Source organism: Ilyomonas limi, assembly GCF_005233845.1.
GTDB classification, from domain to species: domain Bacteria; phylum Bacteroidota; class Bacteroidia; order Chitinophagales; family Chitinophagaceae; genus Ilyomonas; species Ilyomonas limi.
Window position 1 is genome coordinate 497,047 of the sequence record NZ_SZQL01000001.1, and the last position, 22,445, is coordinate 519,491.

18 protein-coding genes and 1 riboswitch are annotated in these 22,445 nt (G+C 41.9%); of the genes, 10 read left to right on the forward strand and 8 right to left on the reverse strand.

All coding sequences use genetic code 11. The features are described 5' to 3' along the window. The first annotated feature begins 5 nt into the window (after window positions 1-5). The 7 genes from FC093_RS02020 (at window position 6) to FC093_RS02050 (ending at window position 8,450) form a co-directional block, all read left to right on the forward strand. On the forward strand, window positions 6-1,106 hold the full coding sequence (locus tag FC093_RS02020; RefSeq protein ID WP_137260059.1) for a GDP-mannose 4,6-dehydratase: 1,101 nt from the start codon (window positions 6-8) through the stop codon (window positions 1,104-1,106). A 664-nt stretch (window positions 1,107-1,770) separates the two neighbouring features. Further along, the gene (locus FC093_RS02025; RefSeq protein WP_137260060.1) at window positions 1,771-2,724 is read left to right on the forward strand and encodes an MDR/zinc-dependent alcohol dehydrogenase-like family protein; all 954 of its coding nucleotides are present in this window, start codon (window positions 1,771-1,773) and stop codon (window positions 2,722-2,724) included. Between the two features lie 10 nt (window positions 2,725-2,734). Continuing rightward, window positions 2,735-3,742, forward strand: coding sequence for a Gfo/Idh/MocA family protein (locus tag FC093_RS02030; protein ID WP_137260061.1), 1,008 nt, complete (start codon window positions 2,735-2,737; stop codon window positions 3,740-3,742). Continuing rightward, window positions 3,726-4,850, forward strand: coding sequence for a glycosyltransferase family 4 protein (locus tag FC093_RS02035; protein ID WP_137260062.1), 1,125 nt, complete (start codon window positions 3,726-3,728; stop codon window positions 4,848-4,850). Before FC093_RS02030 ends, FC093_RS02035 begins: the two co-directional genes overlap by 17 nt. Window positions 4,851-5,067: 217 nt before the next feature. Continuing rightward, on the forward strand, window positions 5,068-6,204 hold the full coding sequence (locus FC093_RS02040; RefSeq protein ID WP_137260063.1) for a CgeB family protein: 1,137 nt from the start codon (window positions 5,068-5,070) through the stop codon (window positions 6,202-6,204). A 51-nt stretch (window positions 6,205-6,255) separates the two neighbouring features. Then, entirely contained in the window at window positions 6,256-7,344 is a 1,089-nt protein-coding gene (locus FC093_RS02045; RefSeq protein WP_137260064.1) for a CgeB family protein, read from the forward strand. Beyond that, entirely contained in the window at window positions 7,344-8,450 is a 1,107-nt protein-coding gene (locus tag FC093_RS02050) for a CgeB family protein (RefSeq protein WP_137260065.1), read from the forward strand. The genes FC093_RS02045 and FC093_RS02050 overlap by 1 nt, the downstream gene beginning before the upstream one ends. Window positions 8,451-8,516: 66 nt before the next feature. On the opposite strand, the gene FC093_RS02055 is transcribed toward FC093_RS02050, so the two are convergent. Continuing rightward, window positions 8,517-9,173, reverse strand: a complete 657-nt coding sequence (locus FC093_RS02055) for a metal-dependent transcriptional regulator (protein WP_137260066.1) — start codon at window positions 9,171-9,173, stop codon at window positions 8,517-8,519. 81 nt (window positions 9,174-9,254) lie between these two features. Here FC093_RS02055 and FC093_RS02060 point away from each other — a divergent pair, with 81 nt between their 5' ends. Further along, window positions 9,255-11,729, forward strand: a complete 2,475-nt coding sequence (locus FC093_RS02060; protein WP_206106485.1) for a TonB-dependent receptor — start codon at window positions 9,255-9,257, stop codon at window positions 11,727-11,729. A gap of 255 nt (window positions 11,730-11,984) precedes the next feature. Here FC093_RS02060 and FC093_RS02065 read toward each other — a convergent pair whose 3' ends face one another. Further along, window positions 11,985-13,310 carry an inositol-3-phosphate synthase gene (locus FC093_RS02065; RefSeq protein ID WP_137260067.1) on the reverse strand — a complete coding sequence of 442 codons (1,326 nt, stop codon included), beginning with the start codon at window positions 13,308-13,310 and terminating at the stop codon, window positions 11,985-11,987. A 229-nt stretch (window positions 13,311-13,539) separates the two neighbouring features. Further along, window positions 13,540-14,133 carry a histidine phosphatase family protein gene (locus FC093_RS02070; RefSeq protein WP_137260068.1) on the reverse strand — a complete coding sequence of 198 codons (594 nt, stop codon included), beginning with the start codon at window positions 14,131-14,133 and terminating at the stop codon, window positions 13,540-13,542. Between the two features lie 244 nt (window positions 14,134-14,377). On the opposite strand from FC093_RS02070, the gene FC093_RS02075 reads away from it, so the two are divergent. Beyond that, window positions 14,378-15,469, forward strand: coding sequence for a polysaccharide pyruvyl transferase family protein (locus tag FC093_RS02075; RefSeq protein ID WP_137260069.1), 1,092 nt, complete (start codon window positions 14,378-14,380; stop codon window positions 15,467-15,469). After that, window positions 15,466-16,851, forward strand: coding sequence for a Coenzyme F420 hydrogenase/dehydrogenase, beta subunit C-terminal domain (locus FC093_RS02080; protein ID WP_137260070.1), 1,386 nt, complete (start codon window positions 15,466-15,468; stop codon window positions 16,849-16,851). Before FC093_RS02075 ends, FC093_RS02080 begins: the two co-directional genes overlap by 4 nt. A gap of 98 nt (window positions 16,852-16,949) precedes the next feature. Here FC093_RS02080 and FC093_RS02085 read toward each other — a convergent pair whose 3' ends face one another. From FC093_RS02085 to FC093_RS02105, 5 genes are all read right to left on the reverse strand, one after another. Continuing rightward, complete coding sequence (locus tag FC093_RS02085; RefSeq protein WP_137260071.1) at window positions 16,950-17,876, reverse strand: glycosyltransferase family protein; 927 nt, start codon at window positions 17,874-17,876, stop codon at window positions 16,950-16,952. Window positions 17,877-17,995: 119 nt separating this feature from the next. Continuing rightward, window positions 17,996-18,880, reverse strand: coding sequence for a beta-xylosidase (locus FC093_RS02090; protein ID WP_137260072.1), 885 nt, complete (start codon window positions 18,878-18,880; stop codon window positions 17,996-17,998). Between the two features lie 165 nt (window positions 18,881-19,045). Then, on the reverse strand, window positions 19,046-19,786 hold the full coding sequence (locus tag FC093_RS02095) for a TIGR04290 family methyltransferase (RefSeq protein ID WP_137260073.1): 741 nt from the start codon (window positions 19,784-19,786) through the stop codon (window positions 19,046-19,048). A 164-nt stretch (window positions 19,787-19,950) separates the two neighbouring features. After that, window positions 19,951-21,285, reverse strand: a complete 1,335-nt coding sequence (locus FC093_RS02100; protein WP_137260074.1) for a voltage-gated chloride channel family protein — start codon at window positions 21,283-21,285, stop codon at window positions 19,951-19,953. Window positions 21,286-21,317: 32 nt separating this feature from the next. After that, window positions 21,318-21,391, reverse strand: a riboswitch (Fluoride riboswitch). A 142-nt stretch (window positions 21,392-21,533) separates the two neighbouring features. Then, complete coding sequence (locus tag FC093_RS02105) at window positions 21,534-22,433, reverse strand: SDR family oxidoreductase (protein ID WP_170970964.1); 900 nt, start codon at window positions 22,431-22,433, stop codon at window positions 21,534-21,536. Window positions 22,434-22,445: the final 12 nt, after the last annotated feature.

The window sequence follows — 22,445 nt, forward strand, 5'->3', positions numbered from 1 at the left end:
AAAAAATGATAGCTAAATCTGCATCTGATAATGAAGATAAGTATACGTTGGTAACAGGCGGAGCCGGCTTTGTAGGCGTGAACCTTGCAAATCGGTTGCTGACACAAGGAAAAAAAGTACTCCTATTCGATAACCTGTCACGTGCTGGTGTAAAGAATAATTTATCCTGGTTGCAGGAAAAACATAAGCAGCATTTACAGGTAATGATTGCAGACATCAGAGACCGGGCTGCTGTTGCAGAAGCCGTAAACAAAGCAGATGGGATATTTCATTTTGCTGCACAGGTGGCGGTTACCTCCAGCCTGATTGATCCTTTTTACGATTTTGAAGTGAATGCGCAAGGTACGCTCAATCTGCTGGAAGCAATTCGCAATTCAGTGCATCAGCCGCCGGTTATTTTTTCTTCTACCAACAAAGTATATGGCGATTTGGATGACTTAGGCATTGTAATGAATGGTACGCGCTATTATCCCGAAAATATTTTTTTTCGCCAACATGGTATTAGTGAAAAAAGAAGCCTGGATTTTCATAGTCCGTATGGTTGTACCAAAGGGGTAGCCGACCAGTACATGCTGGATTATGCAAGAACCTTTGGATTGAAGACCGTTGTTTTTCGCATGAGTTGCATTTATGGCCCACATCAGTTTGGTACCGAAGACCAGGGCTGGGTAGCGCATTTTCTCATACAAGCATTAAAAAACAAACCCATCACCTTATATGGCGATGGCAAGCAGGTGCGCGATATTTTGTTTGTAGAAGATTTAGTAACCGCTTATTTGCTAGCAATGAAAAACATTCATAAAATATCGGGTAATGCCTTCAACATGGGGGGCGGTGTAAGCAACACCATCAGCCTGCTGGAGTTGTGTGATATGATTGGTGAAATAGCCGGTAAAAAGCCCGAAGTGCAATTTGATAGCTGGCGCCCCAGCGACCAGAAATATTATGTTTCCGACTTCAGCAAATTCAACGCGGTTACCGGCTGGAAACCACAGGTAGGAACGCATGAAGGCGTAGAGAGATTGTACAACTGGTTGCAGGAAAATGCCATTATACCGGCAAAGAAAAATGAAAGCAAAAAGCAAAAGGTGGGCAGCCCGGCGTAAGTTGCTTTATACAAGTAAGCTCTGATATATTCTATGGTACTCTTTGTTAAGATTCGTGTCTTCAAGTACTGTTCGAAATAATTTCAGGTGCTGATTAAGTGAGTAGAATAGTAGAGAATGATTTTATATAATTATTGCTCATCTTCCTTTTTTTCTTGAAAGAAAAAAGGAACCAAAAAGTTATGAATGTATTGATGTTTTTTCAATGGTATTCATGAGAACGCTTCGTTTAGTTATTTCGGATAGTAAATATTTTCAATAGACTCAATGAGCCACTTCGTGGGTTCAAGGACGGCATAATCGCTCCGCGCATCCGTGCGTGCCTGCGCCTTCACTTACTCTCAGATGGATTTCTGTTGTTTAGGGAATGATTTAGCTACCATTAAAGCTGTATCTTAGGATAAAGGGTGGCGATGGCCGGACAACACGAAGTCTCATCGAAGATAAACGCGCGGATCGGGTTGTCCTTGATCTTTTTGGTTACTTTTTTTATCAAAGAAAAAAGTAACAAACAAGAACTTAAAATAGAAATTATATTTAGATATGCATGGCATCTAATAGAAAACACAAGAAGGAGTATTTATAAATCTATCTCGGCTAACCAGCATCTACTTACCTTTGGCACCAACATTATTTCAGCAAATAATAAAACGAAAAACACCAGATGATTGCAGCGGTATTGGATAAACCACAAACATTCACACTATATCAAACGCCTATACCCAACATACAAGACAACGAAATAAAGATACGTGTAGAAGGTTGCGGCATTTGCACATCCTCTATTCCCCTGTGGGAAGGGCGCGAATGGTTTCAATATCCATTAGAACCCGGCTCTCCAGGGCATGAAGGTTGGGGAATAGTAGAAGCCACCGGCGATAAAATAAACGATATAAAAGTTGGTGACCGTGTAGCATTTCTTTCTTATCATGCGTATGCAGAATACGATGTAGCTAAAGAGGGAAGCTTTGTAAAGCTGCCGCAACAATTAGCTAACATTCCTTTTCCCGGCGAGCCATTGGGTTGTGCCATGAATATTTTCAACCGAAGCGATATATCTAAAGGTGATACAGTTGCCATTATCGGCATCGGCTTTTTAGGTGCATTATTATGCCAGTTAGCCAAACAAAAAGGTGCAAAAGTAATTGCCATTTCCCGTCGTGAATATTCGTTGGATTTTGCAAAAAAGTATGGTGCGGATGAAACAATTCCACTTACCAATGCCTGGGAAGTTGCCAATACAGTGGGGGAAATTACCGGCGGTGCTTTTTGTAACCGCGTAATAGAAGCCACCGGTAAGCAGGAAGCCATTGATATAGCAACGGAGATTATTGGTGAATATGGCAAACTTATAATTGCCGGTTATCACCAGGATGGTTTGCGCCAGGTGAATATGCAAAAATGGAACTGGAAAGCCATTGATGTTATCAACGCACATGAGCGGGATGCCTCCAAATATTTAACTGGTATGCAGAGTGCAGTAGATGCTGTATTGCAGGGCATTTTAGACCCGCAATTATTGTACACCGATATACTTCCATTAGATGCTATTTCAAAAGGTTTTGAATTAACCAAAAAGCGTCCTGATGGATTTATGAAAGCATTGATACAACTATAAAAATTTTGTTTTGGAAACATCAATCAATACTAAACCTAGATTGGCTTTTACAGGCGTAGGCTGGATTGGAAGAAACCGCCTGCAGGCCGCTGCCAACAGCAATCTGGCAACTATTGCAGTAATCACCGACCCATCGCAGGCTTGTGTAGAAGAAGCCATTAAAATAGCACCGCAAAGCAAAGCAACGGCTTCATTTAAAGATGCTATTACAGAAGAAAACATTGATGGCGTAGTAATAGCTACACCCAGCGCTTTGCACAAAGAGCAGGCAGTGGCTGCATTTGAACAAGACAAAGCAGTTTTTTGTCAAAAACCATTAGGTAGAAACCTTGAAGAAGTAACAGCAGTTGTGAATGCAGCTAAAAAAAGCAATAAATTATTAGGTGCCGATTTTTCTTACCGTTATACTAAAGCATTTCAGGCTATTTATTCCATCATACAATCCGGCGAATTGGGAAAAATCTTTGGTGTTGATCTGAAATTCCATAATGCTTACGGTCCGGATAAACCTTGGTTTTATGACTTAAATCTTTCCGGCGGTGGTTGTGTGTTGGACTTAGGTATTCATTTGATTGACCTCATGTTGTATGCCTTGAATTTCCCCAATGTAACTACGGTAAGCAGTGATTTATTTGCCAAAGGCAATTCGGTAAAAGGCAAACAAGCGGTGGAAGATTATGCCAATGTTTTTATGAGTTTAGACAATGATGTAACTGCCCAATTAGCCTGCTCCTGGAACCTTGCTGCCGGCTGTGAAGCCGTGATTGAAGCTTCTTTTTATGGCACCAACGGTGGTGTGGCTTTAAAGAATGTAAATGGTTCTTTTTACGATTTTGTGGGGCTTCGTTATTGGGGAACAAAAACAGAAACAATTATTGCACCACCGGATGACTGGGGTGGAAAAGCATTAATAAATTGGATAGAAAAATTAGCTGCTGATGGGAGTTATAACAGTGAAGCCGAAGACTTTTTAAAATCAGCCGCAGTATTGGATAAAATCTATGGAAGAATTGCATAACAGTTATACACCAATACGCATCTTAATGACCACCGATACTGTTGGTGGTGTATGGTCGTATTCAATAGAATTATGCAAAGCGTTACTTCCATGTAACGTTCACTTTTATCTTATTACCACCGGTACGCGCATGCAACCTGCACAACAAAGGGAAATGGCAGCATTGGCAAATGTAACGGTGTATGAAACAGATTTTTTATTGGAATGGATGGAGAATCCATGGCAAAATGTGGATGCTTCCGGCAAGTGGTTGTTGCAGTTAGAAGAAAAACTCCAGCCTGATTTGATTCACATTAACGGCTATGTATATGGTTCGCTTCCCTGGAAAGCGCCGGCGATAATAGTAGCTCATTCCGATGTTTTTTCCTGGTTTCTCTCGGTAAAAAAAATGGTGCCGCCTGCACAATGGAATGAGTATTTTACCAGAGTGCGTGCGGGACTGGAAGGTGCCGATTTGCTCATCGCGCCATCCAAAACGATGTTGCAATTTATACGGGAGATTTATGGCGCAATAACGCCGGGCAAAGTGATTTATAACGGCAGAAATGACGATATTTTTTACCCAAAACAAAAGCAGCAATACGTTTTTAGCATGGGCAGGATTTGGGATGAAGCAAAGAACATACAATTGTTAATCAAGGCTTCATCGCACATTTATTATCCCATAAAATTAGCCGGCGATAACCGGTTTGAAAACAATAGTAGCTCAATAGAAAGTGATAATATTATTTACCTTGGCAAGCTATCCATGCAGGAAGTAGCAGTACAATTATCCACTGCTGCTGTGTATGTGTTGCCAGCAACATATGAACCTTTTGGTTTGTCCATTTTAGAAGCTGCTTTATCAGGTTGTGCATTGGTGCTGGGTAAGATTGAGTCCCTGCAGGAAATATGGGGCGACAGTGCTGTGTATGTAAATACAAATGATGTGGATGAGCTTGCCCATAAAGTGAATGAATTAATGGAGAATGAATGGCTCCGTAATCATTATGCGCAGGAAGCAATGAACAGAGCAAAGCAATATGCTACAACAGCTATGGCAGAAAATTATTTGCAGGTGTACCGTCAACTATTACAACAAGAACAACTTGTATCAAATACAGTTTAAAATACAAATAAAAGAGGAACCGTCATTGCGAGGCACGAAGCAATCTGTTAGTCTTAGTACAATCAAAATATGCCTTTAGCAGTGAAAGGTGGTAAGATACAAAGTGAGCCTCCAATGATGATTATACCTCTACCCACAGATTGCTTCGCTCCGCTCGCAATGACGGATCGCAATTTGTAAACACGATGTACTAATATAAACCAGGAAATAGTATAAGATGAAGATGGTGCTTTTTTATCACTCGCTGCTCTCCGATTGGAACCATGGCAATGCGCATTTCTTACGTGGTGTTGCTACCGAACTAATTGCACGTGGCAATGAAGTGATTATTTACGAACCGGAAAATGGTTGGAGTTTATCCAATTTGATACAAGAGCATGGTGAAAAAGCAGTGGAAGAATTTTATGAATATTACCCATTACTAAAATCCATTCAATACAACGCTGCAACGATTGATTTGGATGCTGTTCTGCAAGATGCCGATCTGGTAATTGTACATGAATGGAACGAGCATAGCCTGGTAAAAAAGATTGGTGAGAAGCGTAAGCAATCTTCTTTCAAATTGCTCTTCCACGATACACATCATCGGGCTGTTACCGAACGCGAAAGCATGAAAGCGTATGATCTTTCTGCTTACGATGGTGTGTTAGCCTTCGGCAACATGATAAAAGAAATCTATTTAAAAGAAGGCTGGACTAAAAGAGCATGGACGTGGCATGAGGCTGCAGACACCCGTATCTTTAAACCGTTACCTTCGGATGGTTATGAAGGAGATTTGGTTTGGATTGGTAACTGGGGTGATGAAGAACGCACCAAAGAATTATTTGAGTTTCTCATCAATCCTGTAAAAGAATTAGGGCTCAAAGCTAAAATATACGGCGTTCGTTATCCGGAGCATGCAAAAAAAGCATTGAAAGATGCCGGTATTGAATACGGCGGCTGGCTGCCCAATTTTAAAGCACCGGAAGTATTTGCCAAATACCGTTTTACCGCGCACGTGCCACGCGGACCGTATGTGCGTTCATTACCCGGCATCCCTACCATCCGCCCGTTTGAAGCAATGGCTTGCGGCATTCCGTTATTGTCTTCGCCCTGGAGTGATGCAGAACATTTGTTTACGCCTGGCAAAGATTTCAAATTTGCACAAAATGGTGAAGAAATGAAAGTTTTAATGCAGCAAGTGGTTGCTGGCGAGCCTTGGGTAAAAGACATGACAGAACATGCTTTGCAAACCATCCGGCAAAAACATACTTGCGCACACCGCGTGGATGAGCTGTATACGATTTGTGAGGAATTAGGAGTAAATAATTGCTCACCGGTAAACACGGATGAATATGTAAAGATTACTCAGTAATCACCTGTATGCATCTGTGCTATCCTCGAGAAAAAATATAAACACCACCACATGAAATTTGCATTTTTTGGTTCCAGTTTAGTTTCTGCCTATTGGAATGGTGCCGCAACCTACTACCGCGGTATTATCCGTGCGATGCACGAGCGAGGTCATCAGATCGCATTTTATGAACCCGATGCCTATGACCGGCAAAAGAACCGCGATATAGAAGACCCGGATTGGGCACGTATTTATGTATATCAGCCAACAGAAGAAGAAGTATTTAAAGCGTTGGACGATGCGCTGCATGCAGATATTATCATCAAGACAAGTGGTGTAGGTGTGTTTGATGAATTGCTGGAAAAAGAAGTGTTGAAATTGAAATTAAAAGGCAAGCATGTTATCTTTTGGGATGTGGATGCACCGGCTACTTTAGACCGCGTAAATTATTCTGAAGGTGATTATTTCAAAGCGTTAATTCCACAATATGATTTGATATTAACCTATGGTGGCGGCAATCCGGTAGTGAGTGCTTATAAAGAATTGGGTGCGCGTGCCTGCTATCCTATTTACAACGCATTAGACCCATCCACGCATCACCCGGTGCCTAAAGAAGCACGCTTTGAAGCAGACCTTGCTTTCCTCGGCAACCGCCTGCCTGACCGTGAAAAACGTGTAGAGGAATTCTTCCTGAATGTAGCTGCACAAATGCCCGGATGCCACTTTATTTTGGGTGGCAATGGCTGGCACGATAAGCCAATGTCATCCAACATCAACTACATCGGGCATGTTTTTACCAAAGACCATAATGCATTGAACTGTTCACCTAAAGCAGTGCTGAATATCAGTCGCGATAGTATGGTAAAATACGGTTTTTCGCCTGCTACGCGTGTGTTTGAAGCGGCTGGTGCAGGCGCCTGTATTATTACGGATTATTGGGTAGGAATAGATACTTTTTTTGAGCCTGAAAAAGAAATTTTAGTAGCGAATAATGGCGATGAAGTGGCGCAAATTTTATCATCGCTTACCGAAGAAAAAGCAAAGGTAATTGGACAGGCAGCGTTGAAAAAAGTACTGGCGAAACATACTTATACACACCGGGCAATAGAGTTAGACGGCATTTTGCAACAGGAATTTTCCACTACAAAAGAGGCTATATAATGAGTAAAAAATTAGACATTGTTATTTTAGGTTTATCCATTACTTCTTCCTGGGGCAATGGGCACGCAACTACCTTTAGAGGATTGGTCAGGGAATTAAATAAAAACGGGCATGATGTAACTTTTTTAGAGCGCGATGTTTCCTGGTATGCCTCCAATCGCGACCTTGCTAATACGCCTTTTTGCAAAACCATTTTGTACAATAATCTTGAAGAATTAAAAACAGAATATGCTGATTTGATTCAACATGCTGATTTAGTGATTGTGGGTTCTTATGTGCCCGAAGGTGTTGCGGTAGGGGAGTTTGTAACCAATATTGCAGATGGCATTACGGCTTTCTATGATATTGATACACCGGTTACTTTAACAAAATTGGAAAGAGGCGATTTTGAGTATTTACATCCGGACTTAATTCCAAAATACGATTTATATTTATCCTTTACCGGCGGGCCTACTTTACAAAGAATAGAACAACAATACGGCTCACCCGCAGCCAGAGCATTCTATTGCTCTTTCGATCCTGAATTATATTTTCCCGAAGAAACACCTGTCAAATGGGATTTAGGTTATTTGGGAACATATAGCGATGACCGCCAGCCGCCTTTGCAACAATTAATGCTGGATGCCGCGGAGCAATTAAACGATAAGCGGTTTGTAGTTGCCGGTCCGCAATATCCGCAAAGTATTCATTGGGGAGCTAATGTAGAACGCATTGAACACCTGCCACCTTCACAGCATCGGGCATTTTACAACAGCCAGCTTTTTACCATGAATATTACCCGTGCCTATATGATTAAGGCGGGCTTTTCACCCAGCGTACGCCTTTTTGAAGCGGCAGCCTGTGGCACGCCCATCATTTCTGATTATTGGGATGGTATTGACTCTATTTTTGAAATTGAAACGGAAATATTGATTTCAAAGTCAGTAGCGGATACCGTTTACTATTTAACAGAAGTTAGCGAAGAACAACGAAAAATTATTGGTGAACGCGCCCGGCAAAAAGTTTTACATCATCATACGGCAGCACACCGCGCGAGTGAGTTGGAAATGTATTATAAAGAAGTGGTAGGTAAAAAGGTAGCAAAGCAGCAGGAAGTAGAAAGTTGAAAACATAAAAATTTACAGTTTACAGCCTTGATGCGTGAAGACATGTGGCAGGGCTGTATAAGGTTCTCACAACACATAAATATTCTCTGCAAACTTCTGGCTCACACTCGATCTCTTGCCGTCCACTTCAATCTCCATAATAGCATCATAATCCTGCCGGCTAAGCACTTTTATTTTACTGCTGATACCCAACCCAACTTTTACCACATATTGCAGAAAAGTAGCGCTGTTATCCTTTACCGCAATCAGTTTACAGGTTTTTCCAATGGCAATCTCCGACAATGTTTTGCGTGGTTGTATGTTCAATTCACCTTTTGCATTGGGGATGGCGTCGCCGTGCGGATCAAACTCGGGATAGTCGAGAAACTTTTCTAATTTATCTATCAGTTTGGCAGATTGAATATGCTCCAATTGTTCGGCAATTTCATGTACTTCATCCCAGCTAAATTCCAGTTTTTCATACAAAAAAGTTTCCCAAAGCCGGTGTTTGCGAATGATGTCTACCGCTTTGCGTTTGCCTTCTGCAGTGAGCGAAATTTTGCCATACTTCTCATAGTGAATTAACTTCTTTTCTTTCAGCTTCTTAAGCATATCATTTACCGAAGCGGGCTTCACATTCAGATGCGCCGCCAGTTCGTTAGTACCGGCTTTGTTTTTACCAATATTTTCTGTAGTGAGGTGAAATAATGCCTTTAGATAATTCTCTTCTGTATGCGATAACATAGCATAAAGATATGTGATTTATCAAAATGTTTTTGTTAGGTAAGCCTAACTTGCATAATTTTGCCAGTGAAACAATATAACGTGATAAAAATTTATACGACCATATTACTATGTGTTATCTTCTTTGCAGGTACAGCAAATACGTTGTTTGCACAAACAGCAAGTATAGCCGGCAAAATAGTTTCGGAGGGTAAACCTGTCGCCCTGGCAAGTGTGGTGCTCGCTGAAACAAACCAGGGAACGGTTACAGATAGCTACGGATATTTCCTCATCAGCAATGTTATACCCGGCACCTATCGTATTCATATTTCCTACATTGGTTATGATAATATAGAAAGACAGTTAACGCTTAAGAATAATGAATCAGTTACACTTACTATTACACTTGTGAACAATAGGAGTATGCTTGATGAGGTGGTAGTAACCGGCGTTTCAAAGGCAACACACGTCAGGGAAAATCCTGTAGCCGTGGTAAGTGTTTCCTCAAAAGCTATTACCCAAACAACCGCCGGCAATATCATTGATGTACTGGTTAAAAATGCGCCCGGCGTAAATGCAGTGAAAACAGGCCCTAATATTTCCAAACCCTTTATTCGTGGCCTTGGCTACAACCGAGTGCTTACTTTGTACGATGGCATAAGGCAGGAAGGACAACAGTGGGGCGATGAACATGGGATTGAAGTGGATGCCTATAATATTCACAGAGCCGAGATTATAAAAGGTCCTGCCAGCCTGATGTATGGTTCGGATGCAGTTGCCGGTGTAGTGAGTTTGTTTCCTTTTATTCCAAATGAGAGCGATGGAAAATGGCATGGAAATGTTACCTCCGAATACCAGACTAACAATAATATGGCAGGAAATGGTTTCAGGCTATATTACAATAAAACGCATTTTTTGTTTGCCTTGAGAGGTGCATACCGGCTGGCTAAAAACTATCGTAATGCTGTTGACGGTACAGTGTACAATACCAACTTCAACGAGAAAAATTTATCTGCACTTTTAGGGTATAAGACCAGTAAAGGATATACACACGTCAATGCCAGCCTGTATGATAATTTGCAAGGTATTCCGGATGGCAGCCGCGATTCATTAACCAGAATGTTTACAAAGCAAATAAATGAGGGCATTAATGATGATATCAAACACCGTCCAATTGTTTCACCGGATGAATTAAATACATATCAGCTTTCTCCATTGCACCAGCGTATTCAGCATTATAGGGCATACATAAAAAGTGCCTATGAAACAGGCAAAGGCAATATTGATTTCCTCTTTGCCTTACAGCAAAATATCCGTAGAGAATACAATCATCCAACTAAGCCGCAACAGGCGGGTATGTATGTGCGGTTGAATACGTTGAACTATGATTTGCATTACAATACACCAAAGATTATCAACATCGAAACTACTGTTGGTGTGAATGGTATGCTGCAACATAATAAAAGCAAGGATGCCACTGATTTTCCTATACCCAATTACAACTTGCTGGATGCCGGCATATTTGTATATGCAAAATGGAAGCAAAAAAATGTTACAATCAGCGGTGGAGTCCGTTATGATATACGGCAGGTTAGATGGAATGACTTCTATGTAAAAACCGATCCTCTAACCGGCTTCAATCAGCAGGTGAATGAGCAAGATACAACTGGTGCAACATTGCAGTTTCCGGCTTATACAAAAAGCTTTACCGGTGTTTCTGCAAGTGTGGGATTTGCATGGCACCTAACAAACAACGTTAGCATTAAAGCAAATGTGGGCAGAGGTTACAGAGCACCTAATATAACTGAAATAGCATCGAACGGATTGGACCCCGGAGCACATATTTTTTACATTGGCAACAGAAACTTTGATCCTGAATTTTCACTGCAGGAAGATGTAGGAGTGAGTGCTACCTTCAAAGCTGTTTCGGCTGAAGTAAGCTTATTTAATAATAATATCCAGCATTACATTTATCTTACCATGCTTGCCGATGCGAATGGAAATCCTTTAACGGATGCGCAGGGAAATAAGACCTATCAATACCAGCAGGCAGCTGCACAACTATATGGCATGGAGGCCTGGCTTGCTGTTCACCCGCAAAAAATGGAGGGTTTTAGCTTTAATAATAGCCTGGCTATCGTGTATGGATTTAATAAAAAGCAGGATTATAAAAAGCAGGATATTAATGGAGAGTATTTACCACTTATCCCGCCTTTAAAATTAGTAAGCAACATTGCTCAAAAAGTCAAACTGAGATCAAAAATAATAACAATGCTCACTCCAAAAGTGGAAGTAGAGTTCAATGCTGCGCAAGACCGCTTCTTAGGATTAAACAGTACAGAAACCGGTACACCGGGCTATCATTTGATTAATATAGGTTGGATAGCAGAGATACAATACTTACCAGCCAAAACGATGCAGTTGTTGTTTGAGGTTAATAACATTACAAACAAAGTATATCAATCGCACTTAAACCGGCTGAAATATTTTGAGTATTACAGCCAATCACCAAGCGGGCATACCGGCATTTACAATATGGGACGAAACATTTGTATGAAGGTTATTTTGCCATTTTGATAAATCTGTAAAAGGCATAATTTATTTAGTCTGAGTACCTGGGTAATTTAATAACAGTAAACAAAAAGGCAGCCCTTTTCAAGGCTGCCTTTTTGTTTACTGTAAACTTATTCAAGCTGTCTTATATATTAGTTACATTTTTAAGAATATGGAACTATGAAGTTGCGAGGAAAAAAGCCTCATAAAGTATTCTTTATTATCCTTTGCGCAACTTTGAACCCTTTGTCTTTGTAGTTAAAATTTTTTTAAATACTATTACATTACTTCTGCCAAATCCTGATAATAATCCAAACCTAAATGTGTAATTAAATCTTCGCCCATCAAATGACGCAAGGTATTTTGTAGCTTAATTAATTGCTTGAAGATATCATGCTCAGGACGCAATCCCGGCGCGGTTTGCGGAGATTTAAAATAGAAAGACAACCATTCCTGAATGCCCGACATACCGGCTCTTTTTGCAAGGTCGCTAAACAAGGCTAAGTCCAGTACGATAGGGGCGGCCAAAATAGAATCGCGGCATAGGAAATTGATCTTAATCTGCATCGAATAACCCAGCCAGCCAAAGATGTCAATATTATCCCAGCTTTCTTTATTATCGCCATGTGGCGGGTAATAATTGATTCTTACTTTATGATAAATTTCCCCATACAACTCCGGGTTCATATCCGGCTGCAGAATATCTTCCAGCACACTCAGCTTCGATACTTCTTTGGTCTTAAAATTATCCGGATGGTCTAATACATAGCCGTCACGATTACCCAGGATATTAGAAGAAAACCAGCCTTTGATACCCAATGATCTCGCAGCTAAGCCCGGTGCCAAAATCGTCTTCATTAATGTTTGACCAGTCTTAAAGTCTTTACCGCCAATGGGTGTTCCGGTTTCTTTTGCCAGTTCAATCAATGCAGGAATATCGCAGGTTAAATTTGGAGCACCATTCATAAACGGCACGCCCAGCTTAATAGCAGCATACGCATAAATCATAGAAGGTGCAATAGCAGGATCATTATTCTGCAAGCCTTCTTCAAAGGCTTCTATGGTTTGATGCACTTCCGAAATTTCATGGTATCGCTCGGTAGAGCCACTCCATACCACTACCACGCGTGAGCAATCATTGGCTTCTTTAAAGTTTTCAATATCATCCATCAGGCACTTGGCAAGGTCGGCTTTGGTACGCTCTTCTTTTACATGCGTACCATTCAAGTTAGGAACATAATGTTTATCAAATACCGCTTTCATTGGCTTAATGGCTTCCAACTCTTCCCGCACTGCATGCAACAGCATAGGCTCCAATACTTTGGCCTTCATGGCTGCTTCAAATACATTATCACTATACAAGTCCCAGCCACCAAAAACAATCTCGTCCAACTCGGCAAGCGGCACAAAATCTTTTATTTTCGGATAGCGGTTTTCGGTTCTTTTACCCAACCGTATATTACCCATTTGTGTTAATGAACCAACGGGTTGCGCCAACCCTTTTTTTACGGCAGCAACACCGGCAATCAATGTAGTGGCTACTGCGCCCATTCCCGGCAGCAATATGCCCAGTCTTCCCTCAGCTTTTTCAATAGGATTTTGCATGTGATTTTTTGATTTGTTGTGTAATGATTATCAAATACTACACCCAATTAAAGCTTTATATAAAAATTTGTCACCATAGTTGCAGTTAACAGATGAGGGATGACAGCAATAAAGCAGTGCTGCATGTATTATTGAAAGTGTGTTTTATAATTATGAATCCCTGGTACATAATAAAATCCTCTCTTTTCCGTGTTTTAGTCCGTGTTATCCGCGGTTCATTTTGCCTGTGCTATAATCCGCCGCCATTCACCAACGTAATCCTTGCTGTTTCCTTATACACTTCCACTATACTCACCGATGCCGGGCTGATTTCTATACGCTGAAACAGATCCAAATGAATACCGGCATAATAAGCAATTGCTGCTTTTATTAAATCGGAATGGCTAACGACCGCTACTGTTTCATTTTGATGTTGAACACATAGCTTTTGTAGCCCTGCAACAATGCGGGCTTGTGCTTCCAGCATCAATTCTCCGCCAGGAATACGTGTACAACTCCTGAATGAATTGAACAGTTGAAATGGTTGTTGATGTTGCAAATCTTCAAAGCTGCAATTTGTCCATTCGCCAAAATCAATCTCTATAAAATCTTTGTTGATGACCGTCTCCAAATAATGCCCTTTTGCAACCGGTTCAGCCGTTTCAACAGCGCGTTCCAGCGGGCTGCTATAGATGGCTGCAAGGGGCACATTTGCAAGCCTTTCTGCGAGTTGTTGTGCCTGCATTTGCCCTGTTTCATTCAAATGTACACCTGCTGTTCTCCCGGACAATTTTTTACCTACGGCCGCTGTTGCTGCATGTCTGATTAATAAAAAGGTAGTCATGAAGTTATTTTATAAGTGCTGTTACTGATTTATCTTTTATATTGCCTTGCAACGAACGTTAATTCCTGCAGAACACCCATCTCAGACTGAGAGAATTATAACCACTGTACTGTACATAGTGTACATGGACTAACTTTTGCAGGACAATTGCACCAACTGATGGCAGTAGTGCGGATGTAAAAATAGGTTGGATATAAAGCATACAATTAAAAAATTATTTCAGAAATAAACAGGAAAAACAAACATGGGCGTCTTAAAAATCGGAGTGCTTACCTTTCACCGTTGTATCAATTATGGAAGCTACTGGCAGGCACGCTGCCTTGCAGAAGGCTTGCAGGAGCGCGGGCATAATGCCGTAATTCTCGACCACGAATCAAGACGTGTAAATCTTGCAGAATGGAAATGTGCTTATCGCCCTACGCTGCCTACGCATGTGCCGGAGACAGATTATGCTTTTTATCGTGAAAAAATAGAAAAGTTCTTCGCTGTTTTTAAAACACTGCCACTTTCGCCACGCTTTCCTTTGAGTAAGCCGGAAGAGATGGAAAACTATGATGCCGTTGTAGTAGGTAGCGATGAGGTGTGGAATTTATTTCATCCCTGGTATGGCGGGTGTTCATTGTTTTATGGTGATGATATTAAAACTGACCGCCTTATTTCTTATGCAGCGTCTTTTGGCAACTATCAGGCAGATTGGGGTTTAGAACAAAAATGGGCAGAAAAACTGCAAAATTTTGATGCTATTGCTGTACGCGATTCCAACTCGCAAATGATTATCAATAATGCACTCAACCTCGAAGCTCCTATTGTGTTAGACCCCTGCCTCCAGTTTTTTATTCATCCTGATGAAAGGGATCTGACTCATTTACCCCAACAATATATAGCTGTGTACGGGCATAATTTCTCGGATTTTTTTATAAAAGAAATACGGGCGTTTGCAGCGCTTACAGACCTGCCATTGATCAGTGTTGGTTATCGCAACGATTGGGCAGATGAACAATGGCTCACTGCCGGTCCGCACGATTTTGCACATTTTATGGCAAATGCAACAGCGGTGGCTACCAACTTCTTTCATGGTTGTGTATTTGCACTTCGTAATAAAAAACCATTTGTGTGCGAAACCACACCTTACAGAAGCATCAAAGTGCAATGTTTGATGGAACTGTTGGGCGGTGAAAAACATTTGGTAGCAGCAGATACCGCCACATCGGTTTATACTACTCAATTGAGTGAACCTTTAGCATCAAATATTACTCAAAAGATTACTGAACTTCGTAAGTCTTCCAAAGTCTATTTAGAAGAAGCTTTAAGCATCAAACAACTTCAAATTGCATGAGTGAATTGTTGAGTCCGAAAGATATGGTTAGTTCTGGTTTGTGCATTGGTTGCGGTGCTTGTGTGGCTCAGTCTTGCTCATCTAATGCATCCATGCAATGGGATAAGCAGGGCTTCTTAAAACCACGTGGAGACACTGCCTGGTATCGGCAAAAATCAGCCACTTTTACCCAAACTTGTCCTTTTTCACCTGCTGCAAAGAATGAAGATTTTTTTGCTGCGGAATTGTTTTCTGATGCAAGGCAACGCATGGCTACTATTGGCTCTTTTCAAAAAGCGTATGTAGGTCATGTGGCGGAAGAAGATTTCAGGATGCAGGGTAGTTCGGGTGGCATGGTTACCTGGGTAGCTGCCGAGTTGATGCGCAAAGGGTTGATTGATGGTGTGGCACATGTTGTAGGCGTGGATAACCCGCAAGAAAAAGGCAGATATTTTCAGTACCGGATATCGCGTACCGAAGCGCAGGTAAGAGAAGGTGCAAAGTCGAGATATTATCCCATTGAAATGTCTCAGATTCTCAACACTATTCGCGAAGTGCCGGGGCGTTATGCCGTTATTGGTATTCCTTGTTTCATCAAAGCCATCAATCTGCTGCGCCAGGAAAATACTTTGTTTCGTGAGCGCATCCAATATACACTTGGGTTGTTTTGCGGGCACATGAAAAGTGCACGGTTTGTAGAAAGTTTTGCGTGGCAAATGGGTGTGCCCGTGAGTGACATTCAAAAAGTAGAGTACCGCTATAAAGACCCGAATCGGCCGGCAAACTGGTATAATGCTATGCTTACTTTGGATGATGGGCGCGTGGTAAACCGGGACTGGTGGCACCTGAATGATGGCGATTGGGGCGCCGGATATTTTATGAATAATGCCTGTAATTATTGTGATGATGTAGTTGCAGAAACAGCCGATGTAGCTTTTGGCGATGCGTGGGTAGAACCGTATTCTTCAGATGGAAGGGGAACGAATGTAGTGATTGCCCGTTCTGCTCTTATGCAGCAATTGATAGATAAAGCCATTGAAGAAGGGCATTTAAATCTAACGGAAGTAGATGGCAAATTTGTGGAGCAAACGCAGGCTGCAGGTTTCCGGCAGCGGCGCGAGGGATTGGCGTATCGCCTAACCTGGCCAAAAAATGGTATTCAGCCACGCAAGCGGGTAGTACCAGATGCTACTACGCTTACAAAGCAACGTAAGCGCATTTATCAAATGCGTTATTTTATTTCTACATGGAGTAACCGGATATTTGTCTTAGCACGCAAGTTTAATAGTCCACAAATTTATTTGTGGTTTGCACGTACCGCAACGGCGGTGTATCATAGCCTTGCGTATCATGGCGGAAAATGGAGCGAAATGAAAAAGCGGTTTGGGGAGTTGAAGAGATAAATAGATTACAATATTAAGTCGTAGAAAAAACCTGTTGTATCAACAACAGGTTTTTCTTTTGCATAATTGCTTTATTCATCTTGCTTTGTTGTATTGGATTATTTTGTCGTTTTATTCCACTTCTCCAGATCGCCAGCCACTCGTTTTATCACTCCTTCCCAATCACCTTCTTTTTCCTGTCTGAATAGCCGCATGGTAGGATACCAGGGACTATCAGCTCTGTCATCCATCCAGCGCCAATCGGCTTTTTTCTGCAATAAATTCCAGACCGGAACACCCAGTGCACCGGCAAGATGCGCCGGCATAGAATCTACTGAAATCAGTAAATCCAACCCTTTGATAATGCGGGCATGCTCCATAAAAGAATAATTACTTGCATTCATTCCAAAGCCTTCCTGCCAGCCTGCTGCTGCTGCATCGGCTTGTAAAATAGTGAACTGAATATTAGGGATATTTGCTAAAGGGAGCAAGGCAGAAAAAGGAATATTTCGTCTTTCATCCCAATCACCGCCTCTCCATACCAGGCCAACAGTAAACCGGTTATTTTTTGGGAAAATATATAACGGCTCCACCTGCAAATAAGGCACTGCTGCAGGCAATGTTTCCAATGTTGTACGAAAGATGTATGGCAGTTCCATTGTCTCTACATCCACATCATATTCCACTTCGGGTGTGCCATCATGTAATGGCAAGAGCTGGTCAATGCCTTCCATTGTTTCTAATAATGGAATGAGTTTTGGCTGCGCCCATACAATCACTTCTTTTGCTACTCTTTTTACCATCGGTGCAAAGCGGATGAACTGAATAGTATCTCCTAATCCGTGATAGCAACGAATGAGCACCCTTTTACCTTGTAAAGAGTTACCATTCCAGATGTATTGATAATGCCGGGGCAAATGCCAGCAGGGCTTGCCGGCGCGAGCTTTCAAGTCTGCATCACTGCATTCCCATGCTGCTGCAAAATTGCCGCAACGCATGTGATACTCCCACGAATGAGCTATAGCTGCCTCCATATTCTGGCTCATACAAACGATTTGTTGGAGCAAATCCTAAAGGTGTTAAATGTGTGTTTACCCGAAATACTTATGCCATTTTCAGGTTGGTTACATATGCCCGGGGCTTACCACTCATAGCCGCAGCTTTTTTATGCATAACGGCGCATCATTTCCACACAAAAGTCTGCAAACTCCTGTATGTTTTGAGGTGGGCTGGTATGATGTGGCTGAATGCCTTTAGATTCGGGTGTAAAGCAAAAAGTAACCGTTGTATCAAATTCATCTAACCGCTTCATTACATGGTCAAACCATTGTGCTGCATTAGGGCGCAACCAGTCTGCCCAGCTTAGTCCGGTACGTAACTTTTTTACACCCAAACGGCGTAGCCACTCTATTGCACTGTCCAGCCGGTGGTCTTCAAAATGAAACCACTGACAAATGCCAAACTCGGGTGTATAATCAGAAAAGATTTTACTCGCCAGTTTGGGCGTACCATCTTCCTTTAATAAACCTAAATAAAAGTGGCGATAATATGAGGAGCCTTCAGCTTCGCGGTGGCGGGTAGTAGCTTCCCAGGTTTTGGGCAAGTCGTACAAACTGTACCAGTGCACACGATCCACTCGCCCTAACAGCAATTCGGCAGTGCGGCGCAATCCAAACTCCTGCACTTCTTCGGCACCAAAAGTAGAAATACCGACTTCTGTAACCCACACGGGCAAATCGGTTACTTCTTCAATTTCAGCAATTTTATTGGGCCATTCATTAATGCTCCAGTTATTCCAGTCAAAAGGAAAACCATGTACTGCCACGGCATTCAGATTGTCCAGTGTGCCGTAGCTTTTTAGTATATTAATAAAATGCGGATCAATAGGAGAGATGCCGCCCAGCACCCGCGTGATACCGGGGTTTTCAGCTTTTACTGCTTCCGCAGCCACTTTTACCATTTCACCAAATATTCTCCATTCAGGATCAATCTCAAAAGCCCAATGCGATTTGTTGTTCGGTTCGTTCCAGAATTTTACTGCTTCAATCATAGGTTGTTTTCAATCTTTTATTATACTGCTCGCAAGTGGTTTTGTGAATGGTGAATCATCAATAGTGAATAGTGAAAGCTTAATGTTGGGTTGTAACTAAATGTTTAATATTCACAATTTGACTATTCACCATTCACAACTCATCACTCACAAAAAATTATTCAATTATTGTTTTGGTGGATATACTGCGCGTGGCTGCTTGTCGGTTATTTCGCTGCGGCGGCAAATATATACTTCCTGTTCAGGATGGTCGGTAATTTTAAAACCGGCACTACGCAGCATGGCTTCCATGCAGGCTGCATTGGGAATCCACCAGTTGGTTGGGTCGTTGGAGTAACGGTTTTCTATAAAATATAATTGCGGAAAGCCGGGTTTGGTAAATAGGTCTGTTTCCCAAAAATCATAATCATATTTTAGTGGTTCTATGTTGATGCTGCCGCGCTGCATAGACTGAAAAATGAGTATATCTTTTACCACATTTTCATACAACAAATCCAACGCTAACAAGGGGTGGCGAAGGTGGTATAATACACCCATAAAGATGACCACATCAAATTGTTCGTGCAGGGCCGCCACATCATATACCGACATGTTTTTAAATTCAATGTCTGCTTCCAATACCTCTGCTGCATAGCGTGCCTGTGCAAGGTATCTTTCATCCGAATCTATGCCTACTACGCGCGCCGCGCCACGCTTCTTCATCTCTATAGAATAAAAGCCCGCATTGCAACCAATATCCAGTACCGTTTTGCCGGTTAAATCTTTTGGAATGGCATGTGCAAAGCGTTGAAATTTTATACTTGGATAATCGCCTAAAAAATGATCAGGTGCAGTTTTAACGCCATGCAGGTCGATGTTGTGAAACCACTTGCCGAGTTTTTGAATGTTTTCTTTTATTTCTTCCATTATTACTTGGTTTTAAGCAAAAGTCGGGTGCTGTTTTTCATTTAATAATTTAAGACGCTGAGTTGTATAGGTATTTATGGTTGTTAGCAAATGTGCATATAGCAACTAAGATAGTGCCTGTTTTGTTGTAAGGATAAAAGATGGTAATTGTGCTGAGAAATTATTTACTTTTTTTGTTTCATTTCTTTAATCGTATGCACTCTGTTATAGGTTAAATGAAACTTGGAGACTGCCACTCTTTGTGAACCATAAATACCGGAGTGTCCGCTGAAATAATAAGCCGTAAAACAAGCTACCGCATAATACACTACATTGTTGGAGCCAAAGAGTTCTACGCCCATCAGCGTGCAGGCAAGCGGCGTGTTGGTAGCACCGGCAAAAACGGCGATAAAGCCAAGTCCGGCAAACAAATCAACCGGTGAGCCGCTGATGGTAGCCAATGTATTTCCAAGTGTGGCACCAATAAAAAACAAGGGTGTTACTTCTCCGCCTTTAAAGCCAGTGCTGAGCGTAATAGCTGTTAATATTAACTTCCAGAGCCAGCTCCAGGTATCAGCACCATGAGGATGAAATGCAGCGAGGATGCTCACACCGCCGGTTGGATTGCTTACTCCTAAGCCGAGATAATCGAAAGTGCCTAATAAATAGCTGATGCCAATCACTAATGCAGCACCTGCAATTGGTGTTATCCATTTGTTGTGAATGTATTTGGCGGAAGTATCTTTAATAATATGTGATGTTTCTGCAAATAAATAACTAGCCAGCCCAAATGCTGCACCGGCAACAATCACTTTAAATAAGAGTAAAAAATCGAATGAAAAATAAGATAATAATTGCTTTGTACTATGTATTTTGCCAACAAACGCAATGTTGTAACGGGTATGATGAATGCCATAGGCAGCACAGGTAATATCGGCTAAAATACTGGCTATTAAGCAAGGTATTAAGGCATCGTATTTTATACTGCCGATGGCCAATACTTCCATGGCAAAGATAGCTCCGGTAATGGGCGTCCCAAACACAGCGCCAAAGCCGGCTGCCATGCCGCACATCAGCAGTATTCTTTTATTTCTATTCTTTAATTTATACCATTTTGAAAAGAGTGAAGCAATACTGCCACCCATTTGTACAGCAGTGCCTTCCCTGCCGGCAGAACCACCAAAAAGGTGGGTAACAATAGTAGAAAATAAAACCAGGGGTGCCATGCGAAAAGGAATACCACCACCTGGCTTATGTATTTCATCCATGATGAGGTTGTTGCCGGCCTCTGTATTTTTGCCATAGGTTTTATACAAAAAAGTAATGAGCAGCCCGGCAAAAGGAAGTAAGAAAATAAGCCACAGATATTGCCACCTTGTTGCAGTTGCCCAATCGAGCAGCCAAAGAAACAAAGCCACCAAAGAGCCGGTAACGATAGCTATTGGAATAATTAAAGCAGTCCAATACAATAAGTGTTTTGCAATCTTTACCTGTTCAAAAGAATACCTGTATTTGTTCATCCTACAAATAGATTATAACGTATTAAAAAGTACTATTTGTAGGCGCCATTAGTCCCGAAAGCATTCGGGGCGGTTGGGGCAGGAAGACACCATTTCCTGTGGGAGCAGTGCGAAGATAGGTATTAATGTGCTTGATAAATGAAGCTATTTGTTCTATGTGCGATGTACGATGTTGGAATACCTGCATTTTACAATTTAAAAGAAAAGTTGCTACATCAAACATCGTACATCACACGTGGTACATGAAATTATATAGTAGGTGTGCCCCCCGTTACCTGCACGGTAGAGCTGGTCATATAGCTCGAATCGTCGGAAGCAAGTAATACATAAGCCGCTGCCAACTCGGCGGGTTGTCCTGCACGCTTTAGCGGAACATCCTTGCCAAAATTTTTTACTTTTTCTTCCGGCATCGTAGAAGGAATCAGTGGCGTCCAGATAGGACCGGGCGCTACACAATTTACACGAATGCCTTTCTCTGCCCATAACTGTCCAAGCCCGGCCGTAAAGTTTTGAATAGCGCCTTTGGTAGAAGCATAAGCCAGCAATTGAGGCGAAGGTTTATAGGCATTGATAGACGTAGTGTTAACTACTGTGCTGCCGGGCTTCATGTGCGGCTCTGCTGCCTTGCACAGATAGAACATTGCAAAAATGTTTGTCCTGTAAGTACGGTCCAATTCTTCTGCCGATATTTCCTGAATAGACTCATGCGTCATTTGATAAGCTGCATTATTTACCAGAATATCTATACCGCCCAGCTCTTGTACAGCACGGTTGATGATTGCTTTGCAGTGGTTTTCATCTTGTATATCTCCTGCAACCAACACAGCCTTTCTGCCTGCCCGTTCCACCCACTTTGCAGTTTCTTTAGCATCATTGTGTTCATTCAAATAAGCAATCAGCACATCGGCGCCTTCGCGGGCAAAGGCAATAGCCACTGCACGGCCAATACCTGAATCGGCGCCGGTGATAACGGCTTTTCTGCCGGTTAATTTACCCGAACCTTTGTACGAGTTTTCACCATGGTCTACCTGCGGCTGCATTTCGCTCTCGTACCCCGGAACGGGTTGCTGCTGTGCAGGCTGCGGTGGTTGGGGGTATGCGGTTAATGGATTTTCCATGTTTTTACCGGTGTTTTCTGTAGGTGCCATAACAATAATTTT